Source organism: Pseudonocardia sp. N23 (genome assembly GCF_002583555.1).
In the GTDB taxonomy this organism is placed as follows: domain Bacteria; phylum Actinomycetota; class Actinomycetes; order Mycobacteriales; family Pseudonocardiaceae; genus Pseudonocardia.
The window spans coordinates 138,644-156,222 of sequence record NZ_BEGX01000052.1 but is presented as its reverse complement, the minus strand read 5'-3'; the positions used below and the strand labels follow the sequence as shown (position 1 = coordinate 156,222).

Here is a 17,579-nt window from a genome sequence, read left to right as displayed (position 1 = left end):
GGTCGACGCTCGGAGGCCGATGCTCAGAGGTTGATGCCGAGGGTCCCCGACAGCGAGGTGCCCGCGACGCCGAGCGAGGCGTCGGCCGACACCGAGAGGAGCGAGCCGCCGGAGTCCTGGGAGCCGCCCTGGTCCTGGGAACCGCTCTGGTCGCCGGTGCCCGTGGCGGACGTGCCGTCGGTCGAGCCGGTGTCCGCGGGGGTGCCGGAGCCGGTGTCCGTCGACGCCGTGTCGGTCGTGCCCTCCGAGCCTGTGTCCGCCGGACCTGTGTCGGCAGAACCTGTGTCGGCAGAACCTGTGTCGGCAGGGCCCGGGTCGACAGGGTCCGTGGAGCCCGAGTCGGTGTCGGTGCCCGCAGCGGCCGGCTGGTCGGTCCCTGGGTCCGTCGTCGCAGGCGCCTCCGTGGTTCCCTGCGCGCCGTTGTCCGTGTCCGTGTCCGTGCCCGGGTCGGGGACCGGCGGATCGGTGCGCGGCGGGATGTAGGGCGGTGGCTCGACCGGAGCGGTGTCGGGCGGCTGGTCGACGGGCGGCTGGTCGACGGGCGGCTCGTCGACCAGCGGCGGCACGACGGGTGCGGTCGGCTCGGTCACGACCAGCGGGACCTCGCTCGTCCCACCCGTCGGCGGGCTGCTGCTGACCGGAGGCGGCAGCGTGGCGGTCAGGACGTCGGTGGGCAGTGCAGCCGTCGACGGCGGGTCGGGCAGGCCGGGTGCGCGGGGCAGGCCGAGGGCCACGGCGCCCGCGACGTCGGGGACGGCCGGTGCCCGCAGCTGCGGGTCGAGCAGCACGGCGTCCGGCGTGGCCGCGACGATCGCGACGATCGAGGTGTGCTGCGCGTCGAGCGAGGCGCGCCCGTCGGCGGGCAGGACCACGGCGAGCGCTGCCTGCATGTCGTTGACCTCGCGGGCGGCGTCGGCGGTCCGGCCCTGGCGCAGGGCGGTGCGGGCGCGCTCGAGGTGGACGGCCACGGTGTCGGCGGCCTCGACGGACTGTGCGTGGTCGCGGTAGAAGACCTTCGCCACCGGCCACAGCACGTCGCCGGGGCGGGCCGTGTCGGCGTTCCCGACGGCGATCCCACCGGTCACGGCGATCGCCACCACGGCGGCGGCCGACAGCCGGGCGAGGTAGCTCGGGCGGTCGCGGCGGCGCCGGTGGCGCGTGGCCATGTCTCCGTTCGCCGCGCGGACCTCGACCGGGACCGTGGCGATGCCGTCGGCCGGAGTCTCGGCGTCGGCCTCCGCCGGCTCGGTCGCGGCGGCCTCGGCGGCTGCGAGTGCGCCGTCGCGGGGGGCGCCGGGCTCGTTCACGGCGGCGACCCAGGACGCGAGCAACGCGGCGAGACGGTCGTCGACGTCGTCGCTGGCGGCCATCTCGTCGGTGGTGCGGAGGTGTCCGGAGCCGAGCGCGTCGATCAACGCGTCGTCGGCCTGGATGTCGCCCAGCCGCAGCGGAGCTGCCGGGTCGTCCGGGCGCGGGTGGTGGCGGACGGGCTCGTCGCCGCCATCCGACTCGTGCACGTGCTCACCTCCTGCGGGCTTCCGGACCCTTCCCGACGGGCTCAGGTTGATTCGTCCGGAGTCCGCGGTCCGTTACAGGCCGTCAGGCGTCCGGCACCGCCCGCGAGTCAGCACGCGCTCACGCTGACCTGCGAGAACCTGTTACCGCCGCACCGTAACGGTCCTCATGTCGACGTTGTTCAGCAACATCGGGTCGGTCACCCGGGTGGACAGACCTGCTGCCCGGACGGGCTGCGGGCCCGTGGCCCTGGTGCCGGCCTTGACCCGCGGTCAGGGTGGGCGCGGTGGCGACGCCGTCGGCGCCGGTCGTGGCCGTCGCGGTCTCCTGGCCGCCGAACGACGCCGAGCCCGTCGCGACGGTGCCGGTGACGGTGCGGCCCGGGGCGGCCAGGTTGCCGGCGCCGGTGACCTTCGTGGCGAGCGCGGTGGCGAAGGGCTTGCCGGTCTGCGCGGTCTGCTCGTCACCGGCCGTCGCGACGATCGTCGTCGGGACGACGGGGTGTCGAAGTCGCAGACCGTGCCGTCGAGGCCGAAGCGGTCGGCGCGGGCCCGCAGTCCGGGGGCGCCGCTGTCCTGGCTGATGCCGATCTGGCCGATGGTCGCGGCCGGGAGCGCGGTCTCCACGTCGGCGAACGTCACGGGACGCCCACCAGCCCTTGACCGTGGACGGCGACCAGGTCTGCCACCCGCCCGTCGTCACCGCCGTCCCGCTGTAGGCCGGCTCCCACACGAGGGTGGTGAAGCCTTGCGGGGTGGTGACCTCGATGTCGAACGACGGCGCCTCCTGGGAGTCTGTCGGTCCCGGCCTGCTCGATGTAGGTCTCGTACGCGAGGTCGGCCAGCGTGGAGAGCGGCTTGCCGTAGAAGTCGCGGTTGAAGACGTGGCCCTCTCGCCGTCGGGGGTGTCGAGACGCAGGAGGCCGCTGCCCTGGTCGGCGCCGACCCGGGCCCCGTCTGCCGCATCCGCCCGACCTTTCGGACCCGATCACTGGTCAGTGACGGCGCGTGGTTTGTGTCACTCGGACGAGTGACGGCACACGCGGGTAGCCGCCGGGCGGGCTCAGCCGCGCGGTACCGCGTGGGCCTGCAGTGTCGCCGGGATGAGGCCCACGTCGCTCCACGATCCCGGCCAGGTGAGTACCGCGACGGCCGATGTCGTCATCGGCAGCAACTCACCGGCCAGCAGCGTCGTCAGGTCCTCGATGCCCGGGTTGTGGCCGATCAGCAACACGCAGGAGGCCGAGTCGGGCAGGCCGCGCACCACGTCGAGCAGGTCGATGGCGGAGGCGTCGTAGACGTCGTCGGTGAACTGCGCCTCCGGCGCGTCGCGCAGGGCCGCGGAGGCGAGCTCCCACGTCTGCCGGGTGCGGGTCGAGGAGGAGCAGACGACGACGTCGAGGGTGCCGACGTTCATCCGCAGCCAGCGACCGGCCTCGGGTCCGTCGCGGCGGCCGCGCACGTTGAGCGGGCGGGAGTGGTCGGGCGCGTCGGTGGACCAGTCCGACTTGGCGTGGCGCAGGATCACGAGCCGGCGTTCGCTCATGGTCGGGATCCTCTCGCAGCGAGGCGCGGTCCGCCCGTCGTCACGGCGATTCGGGGTCGTCGAGGATGTACCAGGGCACCATGTTGACGGCGCCGTTGAGCCCGGGCATGGGCACGCCCTGCGCGGTCAGGCCGCGGGCCACGTCGGTGGCGACGACCATGAAGCGACCGGCACCGTCGGCGCTGATCTCGATCTCGACGGTCTGGTCGCCGCCGTCGGGGTGTTCCCGGAACGCGCGGCAGCACCTGACGATCTCCCAGACCTGCGCATTGCGCAGTGCGGGGACGTTGCTGAGGGCGTCGAGGACATCGATGTCGGCCGCCATGAGCGGCACCGTAGCGCGCCGTCACGGAGCGGGATGTCTCGTTTGGAGACGATCAGCGCCGGGGGCGGGCGAGCAGCGCGGCGGTGACGACGAGCGCGACGGCCGTGCAGCCGAAGAACACCGCGATGTCGCCCAGGTGGATGCCGTGCTTCGGGGTGAACGTGAGGATCACCGGCCCGATCCTGGTCTCCGCGGCGACGCCGAGGGTGACGAACGCGGCCACGGCCCAGGTGACGGCGATGGCGAAGGCGGGGCTTCGCCGAGGGGTCGCCGTTCGGAGGGGCACGGTCGCGTCGTTCATGCCTCCGACGGTACCGGGTCGCCGCCGCGCAACCGGCGTGCCGGGCGGGAGATGGGTGATCCCTTCCGAAGTGTTTGCCGAGAGCTTGCCCGCGCCGCCCGGGGCTGGGCAGGTGCCGGGCGCGGAGCCTCGGCGATGCCCGCGGCGGCGAGCCATCTCGCACGGCCTGATCGACCGCGGGCTCGCGGAGGTGTTCGTCGACACCGGGCCCGAGTTCCTGGCCTGCCCGCACACCGCGGCGCTTCCACGTCGTGCCCGGCCCACCGGCTACCACCCCGAACACCCGGGCGGGAAACCCGGAGGTGGCAGGTCGTTCGATCCGGACCTGTTCCGGGTCGGCGCGCAGGGTGGCGGGTCGACCGCATCGTCATGCCCGGCCGCACCCCGCGGCTGGTGCTCACCGAGGCGCCGCTCGGTGGCGGCGACGGCACGACCGCATCGGGCACACCCGACCGGGCACGTCGTAGGGCCGAGGACTGGCGCGGTGCGGGCACGCCCTCGTCGGCGCCCTGCTCGCGTACCTGCTGGACCGGGGCGTCGAGCCGCGTACCGGTGTCGCCTGATCCCGTCGCCACCGGATTCGATGCCCGCCTTGACGCAACCAATCAGTTGCCATAATATCGCAACCGTTGAGTTGCTATCGAGGAGGAGCCATGGGATTCCCTGATCGCATCGAGCGCACCGTCGAGATCGCGCGCCCGCAGGCCGACGTCTGGTCGGCGCTCACCACCGCCGACGGCCTGGCGGCGTGGTTCGGCCAGGAGGCGGAAGTCGACCTGCGGCCGGGTGGCGCGGCGTCGATGAGCTGGGACGGTGGGCACCACACACAGATGCGGGTCGAGCGCGTCGAGGAGCCGGCGGTGTTCGCCTTCACCTGGAGCAACCAGGGCCTGGGCGCAGACGACCCGCGCCGCACCTACGTCGAGTTCACCCTCGAGACCGCAGCCGCCGGGACCCGGCTCACGGTCGTCGAGACCGGGTTCGCCCAGCTCCCCGCCGACGTCCGCGTCACCGAGTACGACGAGCACGCCAAGGGGTGGGCCGCCGAGCTGGGCGAGCTGGTCGAGTACCTGGCGGCATGACCGATCAGCAACGGCTCGGCGACGAGGCGGAGGCCGTCGCCGAACTGGTCTTCGCCGCACTGGCCGACGCCAGCCGCCGGGCGCTGCTCGCCGCATTGGCGGCCGCAGGCCCGTCGACGGCCACCGATCTCGCGACGCGGCTGCCGATCACCCGCCAGGCGATCGCCAAGCATCTCGCCCTGCTCGCCGACGCCGGCCTGGTGACGGCCGAGCCGGGGGAGCGGCGTCGCGTCCGGTACCGGCTGCGGTCGGCGCCGATGCAGGTCGCGCAGCAGTTCCTCGCGGCGCTGGCCCGTGACTGGGACGGCCCGCTCGCCGCACTCAAGGACCACCTGGAGAACGAAGGAGAACAGCGATGACCGCGATACCGTCCGTCGTCGACGCGCAGGAGTGGACGCGTGCCCGCGACGACCTGCTCGTCGCCGAGAGACAGGTGCGCCGGGCGGCCGACGAGGTGGCCGCGTGCCGCAGGCGGCTGCCGATGACCCCGGTCCTGCTGGGCGCGGCGGGGCTGGGCGCGGCGGGGCTGGGCGCTTCCGTATGCGTCGTCACACGGCACGGGGTGGACGGCCGACAGCGGTGCCGGCGGTGGTTGCCGGCTGTCGACGTTCCTTCGCACAGGGGACGAGGGGCACCTGACCTGCGCGACGACCTCGCGGGGGATCGACGGCGTGACCTTCGTGACGGGTGTCCTCGACCTCACGGCGTACGGCCGCGGGGAGGAGCGGGAGGGCTGGCCGAAGGTGCCGACCGCGATCTTCCCGAACCCGATGACCATCGAGGGATCGTCGACGAGTTTCGGCCGCTTCCGCTGACCGGGGGAGGTGAATCTGAGAAGTGTCCGAGGGGGGACTTGAACCCCCACGCCCGTTAAAGGGCACTAGCACCTCAAGCTAGCGCGTCTGCCATTCCGCCACTCGGACTTGCTGCCGCGGTGACCGCGACGAGCAAAGGATAGACCACCCACATCCACCCCCCGTCACCGGACCGGCGATGGTAGGAAGATCGCCATGACCGGCCAGAACTCCGCTGCCGACGAGGTCGTCCAGCTCGCCTCGGAACTCATCCGGATCGACACCTCCAACACCGGCGACCCCGACACCGTGGTGGGTGAACGGGAAGCTGCCGAGTATGTCGCGGCCAAGCTGTCGGAGGTCGGCTACGAGGTCGAGGTGCTCGACTCGGGCGCCCCGGGCCGCAGCAACGTCTTCTGTCGCCTGGAGGGCGCCGACCGGGAACGTGGGGCGTTGCTGGTCCACGGCCATCTCGACGTCGTCCCCGCCGACCCGAGTGAGTGGTCGGTGCACCCGTTCTCGGGCGCGGTGCAGGACGGCTACGTGTGGGGGCGCGGGGCCGTCGACATGAAGAACATGGTGGCGATGACGATCGCCGTCGCCCGCCGGTTCAAGCGCGAGGGCGTGGTGCCGCCGCGCGACATCGTGTTCGCGTTCGTCGCCGACGAGGAGGCGGGCGGCAAGTACGGGGCGCAGTGGCTCGTGGAGAACCGGCCGGACCTGTTCGAGGGCTGCACCGAGGCGGTCGGCGAGGTGGGCGGGTTCTCTCTGACGCTGGGGGAGGACCAGCGCGTCTACCTCATCGAGGCGGCGGAGAAGGGCATCGCCTGGATGCGGTTGCGCGCCAAGGGCAAGCCCGGCCACGGCTCGTTCCTGCACGACGACAACGCCGTCACCCGCGTCGCCGAAGCGGTGGCGCGGCTGGGCAACCACACGTTCCCGCTGGTGCTCACCGACACCGTGCGCGAGTTCCTGGCCTCGATGCGCGAGATCACCGGCCTGGAGTTCCCGGAGGACGACCTGGAGGGGTCGCTGGCGAAGCTGGGTCCGTTGGCGCGCATCGTGGGCGCGACTGTCCGCGACACCGCCAACCCGACGATGCTCTCGGCGGGCTACAAGGCCAACGTGATCCCGTCGACGGCGGAGGCGGTCGTCGACTGCCGGGTGCTGCCGGGGCGGCAGGAGGCGTTCCTGCGTGAGGTCGACGAGCTGCTCGGCCCGCACGTGACCCGGGAGTGGGTGACGGAGCTGCCGCCGGTGGAGACGCCGTTCGAGGGGCCGCTGGTCGAGGCGATGGCGGCGGCGCTGCGGACGGAGGACCCGTCGTCGCGGACGGTCCCGTACATGCTCTCCGGCGGCACCGACGCGAAGTCGTTCTTCCGGCTCGGCATGCGCTGCTACGGGTTCGCCCCGCTGCGGCTGCCCCCCGACCTCGACTTCGCGTCGCTGTTCCACGGCATCGACGAGCGCGTGCCGATCGACGCCCTGGAGTTCGGCACCCGCGTCCTGGACACGTTCCTGCAGAACAGCTGAGGACAGGGGAGATCATCGTGGATCTCGAGGGGAAGGCCGCGCTCGTCACCGGGGGCGCGTCGGGCATCGGCGAGGCCGCTGCCGGTCTGCTCGCCGCGGCGGGGGCGCGGGTGGCCGTCGTCGACCGCGACGAGGTCGGGGCGCGGCGCGTCGCCGATGCGGTGGGAGGGCTCGCCCACGCGACCGACGTGTCCGCGCCGACCGCCATGGCCGAGGCCGTCGCGGCGGCGGAGAACGCGTTCGACAGGCTCGACGTCGTGCTGCTCAACGCGGGCATGACGTCCGGGCAGGACGGCGTCACCGACCTCGACGTCGACGCCTACCGGCGCATCGTCGGCGTCAACGTCGACCATGTCGTGTTCGGGCTGGCCGCGGCCGTCCCCGCGCTGCGGCGGGCGGGCGGCGGGGTCGTCGTCGCGACGGCGTCGCTGGCCGGGCTGATGCCACACCCGGGCGACCCGCTCTACACGTTGACCAAGCACGCCGTCGTCGGATACGTGCGGGCCGCGGCGCCCGCTCTGGCCGAGGAGGGCATCCGGGTGGCCGCGGTCTGCCCGGGCTACACCGACACGGCACTGATCGCCAACGCGCGCAGTGACTTCGGCGACTTCCCGCTCCTGGGTGCCGACGACGTCGCGGCCGCGATCGCGGCGATCATCTCCGATGGCGCGCCGGGCGAGTGCTGGTTCGTGCAGCCCGGTCGCGAGCCCGGGCCCTACGGGTTCCGCGGCGTCCCCGGCCCGGCCGGCGGACGCCGGGCCCCCGAAGTGAGTTGGGAGAAGCACTGAATTGACGACGACACCGATGCGCGGCTGGCAGGTCCACCAGAACGGCGACCCGGACGACGTCCTCACCTGGCACGAGGACATCCCGGTGCCGGTCCCCGGACCGGGGCAGGTGGCGGTGCGGGTGCACGCCGCGGCGTGCAACTTCCCCGACATCCTGGCCTGCCAGGGCAAGTACCAGGAGAAGCCGCCGCTGCCGTTCACCCCGGGCATGGAGGTCGCGGGAGAGGTCATCGCAGTGGGGGAGGGCGCCCGGTTCGCGGTCGGCGACCGCGTCGTCGGGCTGCCCGTGCTGGGGTCGGGCGGGTTCGCCGAGGCCACGCTGCTGCCCGACGTCGCGACGTTCCGCTGGCCCGAGGGCATGACGCCCGCGCAGGCCGCCGGGTTCCTCATCACCTACCAGACGGGCTGGTGCGCGCTCTCGCACCGCGGCGCGCTGCGCGAGGGCGAGACGCTGCTCGTGCACGCCGCCGCAGGCGGGGTGGGGACCGCGGCGGTCCAGCTGGGCAAAGCCATGGGCGCGCGGGTCATCGGGACCGCGGGTGGCCCGGAGAAGTGCGCGGTCGCGAGGTCGGTGGGCTGCGACGAGGTCGTCGACTACCGCGACGCCGACCTGGTGGCCGCGGTGAAGGACCTGACCGGTGGCCGCGGCGCGGACGTCATCTACGACCCGGTCGGTGGAGACGTGTTCGACGCGTCGCGGCGGATCGCGGCGTTCGAGGGCCGCATCCTCGTGATCGGCTTCGCGGGCGGGCGGATCGCCGACGCCCCGACCAACCACATCCTGATCAAGAACTACTCGGTCGTCGGCGTGCACTGGGGCTACTACCGGCAGATGGCCCCGGAGCTGATCCAGCCCTGGCAGGACGCGCTGGAGGACCTCTGGGCGAAGCGGCTCATCGATCCCCTGATCGGCGCGGAGCTGCCGTTGTCCGAGGTCAAGGAGGCGTTACGGCGTCTGGGCTCGCGCGGGACGACCGGCAAGGTCGTCCTGGTCCCCTGAGGTCGTGAGTGGGGATGGTCGCGACGTTCTCCGATGCGCCCCCGGGACGGGGCCACCCACAGGTCAGCGGGGCTGCGGGACCCCGACCGGCTCGGACTCGCGCCGTAGCGGCGAGAACGGGCGGGAGCGCTGCGCCGGGACCGCCGGTGCCCGGTACAGCGGCAGGACCGAGCCCGTCATGTGCGCGGGCGTGGCCACCCCGAAGTGGTCGAGGATCGTCGGCGCGATGTCGGTGAGCTGGACGCGGCCCTCGACGACCCGGTGCGCACCGGTCCGGAACCACAGCGCGCCGTCGCGGCTGTGCCGGCCGCTGCGGGTGGTGTGGATCGGGTAGAACAGCTCGTCGAACGCGCGGGTCGCGCCACCGGGGCCGTCCTCGATCGTCGCGCCCTCGCGACCGACGTCGCTGCGGCAGCCCACCTGCAGGCGGCGGCCGTCGCGGTCGGCATTGAGCATCCGGGTGCCGTCGATCGTCAACGCGCGCAACGCCTCACGGGCGGTCGCGGCGGCGTCGTCGTCGGTCAGCTCGACGACGAACTGCTCGGCCATCATCGGCTTCGCGACCGCGTCACGGACCCCGGCGAACGCGAGCAACGCGTCGAACGCGTGGGGCCGGAACGTGCGCTTGGCCGAGGTGGACCACGGCTCCTGCGACAGGGCGGTGGCCAGGATCAGCAACGAGTCGGGCTCGTCGGCCATGATCCGGGCCAGCAGCGCGTCCATCCGGCGGTAGCCGTGCAGCACGGCGTCGGCGTGCGCGCCGTCGCCGACCTCGTCGAACAGCTCCGGCTCCATGTCGCGCCAGTAGTAGTGCTGGTAGTGCGCGGTGCTGTTGGAGAAGAACGAGGCGAACCGCACGCCGTGGCGACGGTTGAGGGTGCGGAACACGTCGTAGGACAGGTCGTCGAGGACCGAGGCCCGCCGCCACGCCACGCCACCGATGCGGCGCTCGTCGACGAGCTGGCGGACCGCGGCCAGCACGGTCGCCGGGCGCAGGCCGCTCCGTGCCAGGAACGCGGCGAAGCGGGCGAGCTGCCCGGCGCCGGGCAGGCCGTTGCGTGAGGACTCCTGCACGGCCCACGACACCGTCTCGTAGAACGGCTGCAGCGACTGCGGGTAGGCGACGCCGTCGACGTCCCACGGGTCGGGAACGACGTAGCCGGGCTCACCGGGCCGGCGGCTGTAGGCGGTGTTCATCGACCCGAACACCCCGACGGGGATGCCCGCCGCGGACAGCACGTCGCCGAGCAGCGGTGCGGTCAGCTTCTCGCGGCCCTCCCCGAGGGCGAAGACGCCGTGCTCGGCGAACGGCATCCCGCTGTGCACCGTCGGCCATTGGATCCAGGGCTCGAGGTTGGGCGCGTCCTCACCCGCGTCGGTCGTGCAGACGACCGAGGAGTCGCGGAACGCGCGGAAGGCCGGCAGGTGCCCGGCCGCGACGAAGCGGTCGATCAGCGCCGGGCTGAGCTCGTTGAACTCGACGAGCACCGCCCTCGCACCGGGACGGCCCCCTGTGGTGGTGGTTGCCAATGTGATCCCCCCTGGACACATCTCGTACACAGGGTCCATCGGCGGTTCTCGGCGCGGCATTACAGCCGTGGTCACACGACAGGGGTGCCAGGTCAGGGGTGATCGGTCAGAACGTCGGCTCGGGGAGCATCGACAGCGACCGCTTGCGCCGGAGCCACACCTTCCGCACCCCGCCGGGGTAGAGCCTGACGCGGGAGAGCTCCCAGCCGCCGGACTCGGCCTGGATGGCCAGTCGGACCGCCGCCGTCAGCCGGGTGACGTCCCCGGACAGATGGACGGGGCGGTACTCCCAGTCCCCGTCGGCGACATCTCCGGATTCCTCCGTAGCCGTGCCGGTCGACGCCACCGGCCCACCTCCTTGCCCGGTCCTGCCACGAACACTGCCCGGCCGTGCCCGGCCGCCGCCGGGACCGCCCGGCGCCGACGTCGCCACCGCGTGAACGGCAGGTGACGTGCCGTTCACCATATGCGCCGGTGGCGGTCCTCGGCCAGGCCCGATCGCGGGCCTGGGCGTGCTCCGGACGCGCTCAGATGGGGACGCTGACGTCGTCGAGGGCCGCGCGGATCTCCGCGGGCAGCTCGACCTTCTCGGTGGACAGCGACGCCGCGAGCTGGGCGCCGTCACGCGCCCCGACGACCGCCGACGCCACCCCGGGCCGGTCGCGCACCCACGCCAGGGCGACGGCGAGGGGAGAGGTGCCGAGCCCGTCCGCGGCGGTGAGGACCGACTGCACGATGCGGGCGGACCGCTCGTTGCGCCGCGCCTCGACGTAGGGCGCGAGCACCGCCGACGCCGCACGCGAGTCGGCCGGGGTGCCCTCGACGTACTTGCCCGTGAGCACCCCGCGGCCCAGCGGCGCCCACGCGACGATCCCCAGGCCGTGGTGCTCGGCGGCGGGCACGAGCTCGACCTCGACGCCGCGGGTCAGCAACGAGTACTCGACCTGCGCGGCGACCGGGACGGCGACGCCCGCCGTCGCGCGCGCCTTCTCCACGACCGTCGCCAGCTGCCAGCCCGTGGAGCCGACCAGCCCGGCGTAGCGGGCCTTGCCCGACATGACCGCGACCTGCACCGCCGACAGCGTCTCCTCCAACGGCACCGCAGCGTCCCAGCCGGGCAGCTGCCAGAGGTCGACGTGGTCGACCCGCAGCCGGCGCAGCGTCGCGTCGAGCGCGTCGAGCAGCGCCCCGCGGGCCCCGCGGTCGCCCGACGCGCCCCCGGGCAGCCCGCCGCGCGCCGAGATCACGACGTCCTCGCGCGGCACCGAGTCGGCCATCACCGCGCCGAGGATCTCCTGGGCCGCGCCCTCGGCGTAGGCGTCGCAGGTCTCGACGAGACTGCCGCCGGCGTCGACGAACGTCACGAGCTGGTCGGTGGCCGCCTCGAGATCCGTGTCGTCGCCCCAGGTCATGGTCCCGAGCCCGATCCGTGACACCTGGAGGCCACTCGTCCCGACCTGTCTGTGCCGCACCGGGTCAGCCTATTGCCAGTCCTCTCGGGCGGCCCCGGTACGGTGCTCCCGCCGTGTCGTCCCACCGTTCTGAGGCAGGTTCGTGAGCTGGTTCGAGGTCGTCGTCCTGAGCGTTGTCCAGGGGCTGACGGAGTTCCTCCCGATCTCCTCGTCGGCGCACCTGCGGATCGTGTCGGGAGCGTTCTTCGGCAACGACCCCGGCGCGGCGTTCACCGCCGTCTCCCAGCTGGGGACGGAGGCCGCCGTCCTGATCTACTTCGCGAAGGACATCTGGAACCTCGTGAAGACGTGGTTCCGCGGCTTCACCGACGCCGAGGTGCGCGCCACCAACGACTACCGGCTGGCCTGGCTCGTGATCATCGGCACGATCCCGATCAGTGTCCTGGGCTTCCTGTTCAAGGACTCCATCGAGACGGTCGCGCGCAACCTGTGGATCGTCGCGACGACGCTGGTCGTCTTCGGCATCCTGCTCGGGCTGGCGGAGCGCTACGGCAAGCAGAACCGGCCGCTGGAGCACCTCACGGTGCGCGACGGCATCGTCCTCGGCTTCGCCCAGGCGCTGGCACTGATCCCCGGGGTGTCGCGCTCCGGCGGCACGATCACCGCGGGCCTCGCGCTGGGCCTCGACCGGCCCGCCGCGGTCCGCTACTCGTTCCTGCTGGCCATCCCGGCGGTCGTGGCGGCGGGCCTGTTCCAGATCGGTGACGTCAAGGAGTCCGGGCTGACCAGCGGGCCGCAGATGGTCGTCGGCACGATCATCGCGTTCGCCGTCGGGTACGTGATCATCGCCTGGCTGCTCAAGTACGTGCAGAACAACACCGTCTACGTGTTCGTCGCCTACCGCATCGCGCTGGGCGTGGCGCTGTTCGCGGCGCTGGCGATCGGCGCCGTCGCGGCCACCTAGGAGGGCGCCGAGCCACTCAGGCCTGCTGCGCGACGCCCAGGCGGCGCCCTCGCCGCGCCGGGCAGGCGCGTCGACACGACCCCGGGTGTCGCCGCACCTGCCCGCCTTGCGACGACATCACCTGGACGCCGCTCGCCACGGCCGGAGTGGTCCAGCACCCTGCCGGCCCGCCCCGCACGTAGGCTCGGTGCGGTGACGACCTTGATCCTGCTGCGGCACGGCCGCTCCACGGCCAACGTGGCCGGTGTGCTGGCCGGGCGCAGCGCCGGCGTCGAGCTCGACGAGACCGGCCGCAGCCAGGCCGAGAAGGTGGTGGAGCGGCTCGCCGGGATCCCGGTCGCCGAGATCGTCACCTCCCCGCTGACCCGCTGCCGGCAGACCGTCGAGCCGCTCGCGATCGACCGCAAGCTGGTGCCCGTCGTGGAGGACCAGCTGGCCGAGGTCGACTACGGCGACTGGACCGGTGGCTCGCTCAAGACGCTGGCCAAGGAACCGCTGTGGAAGGTCGTGCAGGCCCACCCGTCGGCGGCGGTCTTCCCCGGCGGCGAGGGCCTCGCGGGCATGCAGGCCCGGGCCGTCGCGGCCGTGCGCGCCCACGGCGCCCGCATCGCCGAGGCCCACGGCCCGAGCGCGGTGTGGGTGGCGTGCAGCCACGGCGACGTCATCAAGTCCGTGCTGGCCGACGCGCTGGCGACCCACCTGGACAACTTCCAGCGGATCATGGTCGACACCTGCTCGGTGAGCGTCGTGCACTACACCGACACCCGTCCGTTCGTCGCCAAGGTGAACGACCTCGGGGGCGATCTCGCGAGCATCGTCCCGCCGAAACCGCGCCGCCGGAGGTCCACCAAGCGCAGCTCCGACGCCGTCGTCGGTGGCTCCACCTGATCCCGCCGGGGTGACCCGTCCCGTCACGGGTGTGCCCGCCGCGCGAGGGTGGCCTACTCTCGGAGGTGCCATGTCACGCGTCATCCACGTCTTCCGCCAGCCCGAACGATTCGTCGCGGGCACCGTCGGCGAGCCCGGCGACCGGTCGTTCTACCTCCAGGCCGCCGAACAGGCCCGCACCATCAGTGTGCTGCTGGAGAAGCAGCAGGTGTCCGTCCTCGCCGAGCGCATCGCCGCGCTGCTGCAGGAGGTCAACCGCCGCTTCGGCCAGGAGCTGCCCACCCCGGTGGGCGGCGACCCCGACAACGACCCGCTCGCCGTGCCGCTCGAGGAGGAGTTCCGCGTCGGCACGATGGGCCTGGGCTGGGACGCCGACAGCCGCTCCATCGTCGTCGAGCTCCTCGCCGTGAGCGAGGAGGAGGTCGACGAGTCGGTCGTCCTCGACGACACCGAGGAGGGTCCCGACGCGCTGCGCGTGTTCCTCTCCCCTCCGCAGGCCAAGGCGTTCGCCGAGCGCGCGGAGCTGGTCGTCTCGGCCGGCCGCTCGCCGTGCCCGCTGTGCGCCGAACCGCTCGACCCGGCCGGGCACGTGTGCGTGCGCCTCAACGGGTTCCACCAGCGTTCCCCGATGACCGACTGACGCCCGCACGTGGACCTTCGCGACCCGGCGGTGTACGAGGTGCTGACCGCCGGCAGGATCGAGATCACCGGCAGGCTCGTCGACGCCTCGAACACGACGCTGTTCGGCACCATCACCCTCGACGGCGCCGAGCTGGAGTGCGTCTACAAGCCGGTCCGCGGCGAGCGCCCGCTCTGGGACTTCCCCGACGGCACCCTCGCCGGCCGTGAGGTCGCGAGCCACCTGGTGTCCGAGGCCGCCGGGTTGCACGTCGTCCCGCCCACGATCCTGCGCGAGAACGGCCCCTTCGGCCCTGGGATGCTGCAGGTCTGGGTCGACACCGACGAACGCGAGCTCATCGACGTCTGCTCGCCGAAGAAGGTGCCCGCGGGCTGGAAGCGCGTGCTGCGGGCCCGCGACGGCGCGGGCGACCCCGCAGTCCTCGTCCACGCCGACGACCCGCAGCTCGCCGCGATGGCGGCGTTCGACGTCGTCGCCAACAACGCCGACCGCAAGGGCGGCCACGTCCTCGCGGGGGTCGACGGCCGTGTCTACGGCGTCGACCACGGCCTGACGATGCACGTCGAGGACAAGCTGCGGACCGTCCTGTGGGGCTGGGTCGGCGACGAGCTGCCCGGGACCGTCGTCGCCGGCCTGGAGAAGCTGCGCAGCGCGCTCGACGGCGGCCTCGCCGACACCCTCAACGAGCACATCACGCTCACCGAGGTCGTGGCGCTGACCTCACGCATCGACGGGCTGCTCGCGGAGCCCCGCTACCCGCAGCCCTCGGGGTACGGGCCGGCGATCCCGTGGCCTGCCTTCTGACCCTCCCTGCTGCGCACGGCCCCGCCCGGGGCCCCGATGTACGCACGCTCCCGCGGACGGATGCGTTCACCGGGGGTCAGCGGCCGTAGGACTCCAGCCAGCCGCGGTCGATCCACGCGGGTGGCTGCGGGATGCGCGTGGTGATGCTCCGGTCCCGGAAGGCGACGCGCGCCTCCCCGTCCTCCACACGCAGCCGGATGGGCTCCAGGTTCTCCGGCTCGCCCAGGTCCTCGCCGAACGTCGTCGCCACGAAGGCCCGCATCGGCGCCGAGTGGGTGCAGACCAGCGCGAGCTCCGCGCCGGCGTCGGCCAGCCGCGGTCCGAGCGCCGCCACACCCAGCCACGTCCGCAGAACCGCGACCTGCGGCGGCTCGAAGTAGAGCGTCGGCTCGTGCACCCAGAACTCGATCGGCCCACCCGCGGCGGCGACGTCGCGGTAGTCGCTGTCGAAGCGGTCGTACTCGCGGACCCAGTCGGGCTCCGGCCCCGGCCCCAGCTCCAGCCGCGCCCCCACCGCCACCGACGTGTCGACGACCTCGCCGTCCAGCGAGAACCGCAGGTTGTCGAAATGCGGCTCGGTGTACAGCGCGCCGAGCAGCGACTCGTCGACACCTTCGGCGACCAGGGCCGCCCGCAACGTCACGGCCGTCGCCGTCGCCCGCGACGTCCGCGCGTGCGGCAGCAGCACCCGTGTACCCGGCGCGATCTCCGCGGCCAGCGCCTTGCCCCGCGCCCTGGCCTGCTCCTCGCCGCGTGGAGTGAGGCCGTGGTCGCCGTCGTAGCCGAGGGTCTCGCCGTGGCGGAGCAAAACGACCTCGTACATGTGATCGGACGCTACCGGCGTCGCGGACGCCACACGGCGGTTCGTCCCGGGGTGCGGAACGGGCAGGATGATCGGCGAGACGTCACAGCAGCAGGCACACGGCCGCACCGACGCAAGGGAGTCGACCAATGGCGGGACAGAGCCGGATCGGGGTCACCGGACTGGCGGTGATGGGCGCGAACCTGGCCCGCAACATCGCAAGCCGCGGGGTGTCCGTCGCGGTGCACAACCGGACGGGTTCGAAGACCACCGAGTTCATGAGTGAGTTCGGCGGCGAGGGCGACTTCACCGGCACGCAGTCGCTGCAGGAGTTCGTCGACGCGCTGGAGACGCCGCGGCGGATCATCGTCATGGTCAAGGCGGGCAAGCCCGTCGACGGCGTCATCGCCGACCTCACGCCCCTGCTCGACAAGGGCGACATCATCATCGACGCCGGCAACTCCCACTTCCCCGACACCGTGCGGCGCACCGCCGAGTGCGAGGCCAACGGCATCCGGTTCATGGGCGTCGGCGTCTCCGGCGGCGAGGAGGGCGCGCTGCTCGGGCCGAGCATCATGCCGGGCGGCGACCCCGAGGCCTACGCCGAGGTGAAGGACGTCTTCGAGGCGATCGCCGCCGTCGTCGACGGCACGCCCTGCGTCGTCCATGTCGGACCCGGCGGCGCCGGGCACTACGTGAAGATGGTGCACAACGGCATCGAGTACGCCGACATGCAGCTCATCGTCGAGGCCTACGACCTGCTCACCCAGGTCGCCGGGCTCGACGCCCACGCCATCGGGAAGATCTTCGAGGAGTGGAACTCCGGCGACCTCGAGTCGTTCCTCATCGAGATCACCGGCAAGGTGCTGGCCAAGGTCGACGAGAAGACCGGCGGCCCGCTGGTCGACGTCATCGTCGACCAGGCAGGGCAGAAGGGCACCGGCACCTGGACCGCGATCGACGCCCTCGGCCTGGGCATCCCGCTCACCGGCATCACCGAGGCCGTATTCGCCCGGGGGCTCTCGGCGCTGCGGGCCGAGCGCGCCGCGGCCGCGAAGACCCTCACCGGCCCGACGCCCGCGACGAAGGTCGACGAGCGCCTGGTCGACGACATCCGGGAGGCGCTCTACGCCTCCAAGGTCGTCGCCTACGCGCAGGGCTTCGCCCAGATGCGGGCCGCGTCGGTGCAGAACGGCTGGGACCTCAAGCTGGGCGAGATGGCCACCATCTGGCGCGGCGGCTGCATCATCCGGGCCCAGTTCCTCAACCGCATCCGCGACGCCTACGCCGAGCACCCCGACCTCGACAACCTGCTGATGGTCCCGTACTTCACCGAGGCCGTCGCGAACGCGCAGGACGCGTGGCGACGGGTCGTGGTGACGGCGACGGAGCAGGGCGTCGCGATCCCGGCGTTCTCGTCGAGCCTGAGCTACTACGACGGCTACCGCCGCGAGCGCGGCCCGGCCAACCTGATCCAGGGTCTGCGCGACTTCTTCGGCGCCCACACCTACCAGCGCACCGACGCCGAGGGCGCCTTCCACACCCGCTGGGCCCAGGACGGCACGGAGGTCCGCACGGACGGCTGACCCCAATGAGTGGCGGCGGGCGTGCCCCGGGACGGCAGGGAGGCCGTGGGGAGGCGTCGCCATGCATGGC

The 17,579-nt window shown here is 72.9% G+C and carries 19 protein-coding genes, 1 tRNA gene and 1 pseudogene; 12 read left to right on the top strand and 9 right to left on the bottom strand.

Going from position 1 to position 17,579, the window contains the following annotated elements:
• Window positions 1-23: 23 nt before the first annotated feature.
• From TOK_RS14190 to TOK_RS14175, 4 genes are all read right to left on the bottom strand, one after another.
• Window positions 24-1,517 carry an anti-sigma-D factor RsdA gene (locus TOK_RS14190; protein ID WP_098958326.1) on the bottom strand — a complete coding sequence of 498 codons (1,494 nt, stop codon included), beginning with the start codon at window positions 1,515-1,517 and terminating at the stop codon, window positions 24-26.
• 1,060 nt (window positions 1,518-2,577) lie between these two features.
• Window positions 2,578-3,060 (bottom strand): histidine phosphatase family protein, encoded by a 483-nt coding sequence (locus TOK_RS14185; protein WP_098958325.1) that lies wholly within the window; start codon window positions 3,058-3,060, stop codon window positions 2,578-2,580.
• A 40-nt stretch (window positions 3,061-3,100) separates the two neighbouring features.
• Window positions 3,101-3,385, bottom strand: coding sequence for a hypothetical protein (locus TOK_RS14180; protein WP_141566398.1), 285 nt, complete (start codon window positions 3,383-3,385; stop codon window positions 3,101-3,103).
• Between the two features lie 52 nt (window positions 3,386-3,437).
• Window positions 3,438-3,686: a hypothetical protein gene (locus TOK_RS14175; RefSeq protein WP_098958323.1), complete on the bottom strand. Its 249-nt coding sequence runs from the start codon at window positions 3,684-3,686 to the stop codon at window positions 3,438-3,440.
• A 653-nt stretch (window positions 3,687-4,339) separates the two neighbouring features.
• On the opposite strand from TOK_RS14175, the gene TOK_RS14170 reads away from it, so the two are divergent.
• From TOK_RS14170 to TOK_RS35370, 4 genes and pseudogenes are all read left to right on the top strand, one after another.
• Window positions 4,340-4,768 carry an SRPBCC domain-containing protein gene (locus tag TOK_RS14170; protein WP_098958322.1) on the top strand — a complete coding sequence of 143 codons (429 nt, stop codon included), beginning with the start codon at window positions 4,340-4,342 and terminating at the stop codon, window positions 4,766-4,768.
• The gene (locus TOK_RS14165; RefSeq protein WP_098958321.1) at window positions 4,765-5,127 is read left to right on the top strand and encodes a metalloregulator ArsR/SmtB family transcription factor; all 363 of its coding nucleotides are present in this window, start codon (window positions 4,765-4,767) and stop codon (window positions 5,125-5,127) included. The genes TOK_RS14170 and TOK_RS14165 overlap by 4 nt, the downstream gene beginning before the upstream one ends.
• Window positions 5,124-5,249: pseudogene (locus TOK_RS35375) on the top strand (DUF899 family protein); the annotation flags it as partial. The gene TOK_RS14165 and the pseudogene TOK_RS35375, both read left to right, overlap by 4 nt.
• A 190-nt stretch (window positions 5,250-5,439) precedes the next feature.
• Window positions 5,440-5,583: a hypothetical protein gene (locus tag TOK_RS35370; protein ID WP_098958320.1), complete on the top strand. Its 144-nt coding sequence runs from the start codon at window positions 5,440-5,442 to the stop codon at window positions 5,581-5,583.
• A gap of 23 nt (window positions 5,584-5,606) precedes the next feature.
• Here TOK_RS35370 and TOK_RS14150 read toward each other — a convergent pair.
• A tRNA-Leu gene (locus TOK_RS14150) sits at window positions 5,607-5,691 on the bottom strand.
• An 87-nt stretch (window positions 5,692-5,778) separates the two neighbouring features.
• On the opposite strand from TOK_RS14150, the gene TOK_RS14145 reads away from it, so the two are divergent.
• Genes TOK_RS14145 through TOK_RS14135 form a run of 3 tightly spaced genes read left to right on the top strand, consistent with a single transcriptional unit; the run spans window position 5,779 to window position 8,883 of the window.
• On the top strand, window positions 5,779-7,095 hold the full coding sequence (locus TOK_RS14145; RefSeq protein ID WP_098958319.1) for a M20/M25/M40 family metallo-hydrolase: 1,317 nt from the start codon (window positions 5,779-5,781) through the stop codon (window positions 7,093-7,095).
• A gap of 17 nt (window positions 7,096-7,112) precedes the next feature.
• Window positions 7,113-7,883 (top strand): SDR family NAD(P)-dependent oxidoreductase, encoded by a 771-nt coding sequence (locus TOK_RS14140; protein ID WP_253258378.1) that lies wholly within the window; start codon window positions 7,113-7,115, stop codon window positions 7,881-7,883.
• 1 nt (window position 7,884) lies between these two features.
• Window positions 7,885-8,883 carry an NADPH:quinone oxidoreductase family protein gene (locus tag TOK_RS14135; RefSeq protein WP_253258377.1) on the top strand — a complete coding sequence of 333 codons (999 nt, stop codon included), beginning with the start codon at window positions 7,885-7,887 and terminating at the stop codon, window positions 8,881-8,883.
• Between the two features lie 63 nt (window positions 8,884-8,946).
• On the opposite strand, the gene TOK_RS14130 is transcribed toward TOK_RS14135, so the two are convergent.
• The 3 genes from TOK_RS14130 to TOK_RS14120 all read right to left on the bottom strand — a co-directional run bounded on the left by TOK_RS14130 (window position 8,947) and on the right by TOK_RS14120 (window position 11,885).
• Window positions 8,947-10,413 (bottom strand): hypothetical protein, encoded by a 1,467-nt coding sequence (locus TOK_RS14130; protein WP_141566396.1) that lies wholly within the window; start codon window positions 10,411-10,413, stop codon window positions 8,947-8,949.
• Between the two features lie 106 nt (window positions 10,414-10,519).
• Window positions 10,520-10,759, bottom strand: coding sequence for a DUF5703 family protein (locus TOK_RS14125; protein ID WP_098958316.1), 240 nt, complete (start codon window positions 10,757-10,759; stop codon window positions 10,520-10,522).
• 181 nt (window positions 10,760-10,940) lie between these two features.
• Window positions 10,941-11,885 carry an aldo/keto reductase gene (locus TOK_RS14120; protein WP_098958315.1) on the bottom strand — a complete coding sequence of 315 codons (945 nt, stop codon included), beginning with the start codon at window positions 11,883-11,885 and terminating at the stop codon, window positions 10,941-10,943.
• Window positions 11,886-11,967: 82 nt separating this feature from the next.
• On the opposite strand from TOK_RS14120, the gene TOK_RS14115 reads away from it, so the two are divergent.
• The 4 genes from TOK_RS14115 (at window position 11,968) to TOK_RS14100 (ending at window position 15,121) form a co-directional block, all read left to right on the top strand.
• Window positions 11,968-12,789: an undecaprenyl-diphosphate phosphatase gene (locus tag TOK_RS14115; protein WP_098958314.1), complete on the top strand. Its 822-nt coding sequence runs from the start codon at window positions 11,968-11,970 to the stop codon at window positions 12,787-12,789.
• A 192-nt stretch (window positions 12,790-12,981) separates the two neighbouring features.
• Window positions 12,982-13,677, top strand: a complete 696-nt coding sequence (locus TOK_RS14110) for a histidine phosphatase family protein (RefSeq protein WP_098958313.1) — start codon at window positions 12,982-12,984, stop codon at window positions 13,675-13,677.
• A 70-nt stretch (window positions 13,678-13,747) separates the two neighbouring features.
• Window positions 13,748-14,317, top strand: coding sequence for a DUF3090 domain-containing protein (locus TOK_RS14105; protein ID WP_098958312.1), 570 nt, complete (start codon window positions 13,748-13,750; stop codon window positions 14,315-14,317).
• A 9-nt stretch (window positions 14,318-14,326) separates the two neighbouring features.
• Window positions 14,327-15,121 (top strand): SCO1664 family protein, encoded by a 795-nt coding sequence (locus tag TOK_RS14100; RefSeq protein ID WP_098958311.1) that lies wholly within the window; start codon window positions 14,327-14,329, stop codon window positions 15,119-15,121.
• A 76-nt stretch (window positions 15,122-15,197) separates the two neighbouring features.
• Here the strand turns inward: TOK_RS14100 and TOK_RS14095 are convergent, their stop codons facing one another.
• The gene (locus TOK_RS14095) at window positions 15,198-15,944 is read right to left on the bottom strand and encodes a histidine phosphatase family protein (protein ID WP_098958310.1); all 747 of its coding nucleotides are present in this window, start codon (window positions 15,942-15,944) and stop codon (window positions 15,198-15,200) included.
• A gap of 128 nt (window positions 15,945-16,072) precedes the next feature.
• Between TOK_RS14095 and gndA the strand changes: the two genes are divergently transcribed.
• A complete protein-coding gene (gene gndA, locus TOK_RS14090) occupies window positions 16,073-17,509 on the top strand; it encodes an NADP-dependent phosphogluconate dehydrogenase (protein WP_098958309.1) in 1,437 nt (478 codons plus the stop codon).
• Window positions 17,510-17,579: the final 70 nt, after the last annotated feature.

Bases quoted from the DNA above. Each gene is read 5' to 3' on its own strand.
- TOK_RS14145 (WP_098958319.1), top strand. From the start codon at position 5,779: ATGACCGGCCAGAACTCCGCTGCCGACGAGGTCGTCCAGCTCGCCTCG.
- gndA (WP_098958309.1), top strand. From the start codon at position 16,073: ATGGCGGGACAGAGCCGGATCGGGGTCACCGGACTGGCGGTGATGGGC.
- TOK_RS14165 (WP_098958321.1), top strand. From the start codon at position 4,765: ATGACCGATCAGCAACGGCTCGGCGACGAGGCGGAGGCCGTCGCCGAA.
- TOK_RS14095 (WP_098958310.1), bottom strand. From the start codon at position 15,944: ATGTACGAGGTCGTTTTGCTCCGCCACGGCGAGACCCTCGGCTACGAC.
- TOK_RS14105 (WP_098958312.1), top strand. From the start codon at position 13,748: ATGTCACGCGTCATCCACGTCTTCCGCCAGCCCGAACGATTCGTCGCG.
- TOK_RS14175 (WP_098958323.1), bottom strand. From the start codon at position 3,686: ATGAACGACGCGACCGTGCCCCTCCGAACGGCGACCCCTCGGCGAAGC.
- TOK_RS14170 (WP_098958322.1), top strand. From the start codon at position 4,340: ATGGGATTCCCTGATCGCATCGAGCGCACCGTCGAGATCGCGCGCCCG.
- TOK_RS14185 (WP_098958325.1), bottom strand. From the start codon at position 3,060: ATGAGCGAACGCCGGCTCGTGATCCTGCGCCACGCCAAGTCGGACTGG.
- TOK_RS14180 (WP_141566398.1), bottom strand. From the start codon at position 3,385: ATGGCGGCCGACATCGATGTCCTCGACGCCCTCAGCAACGTCCCCGCA.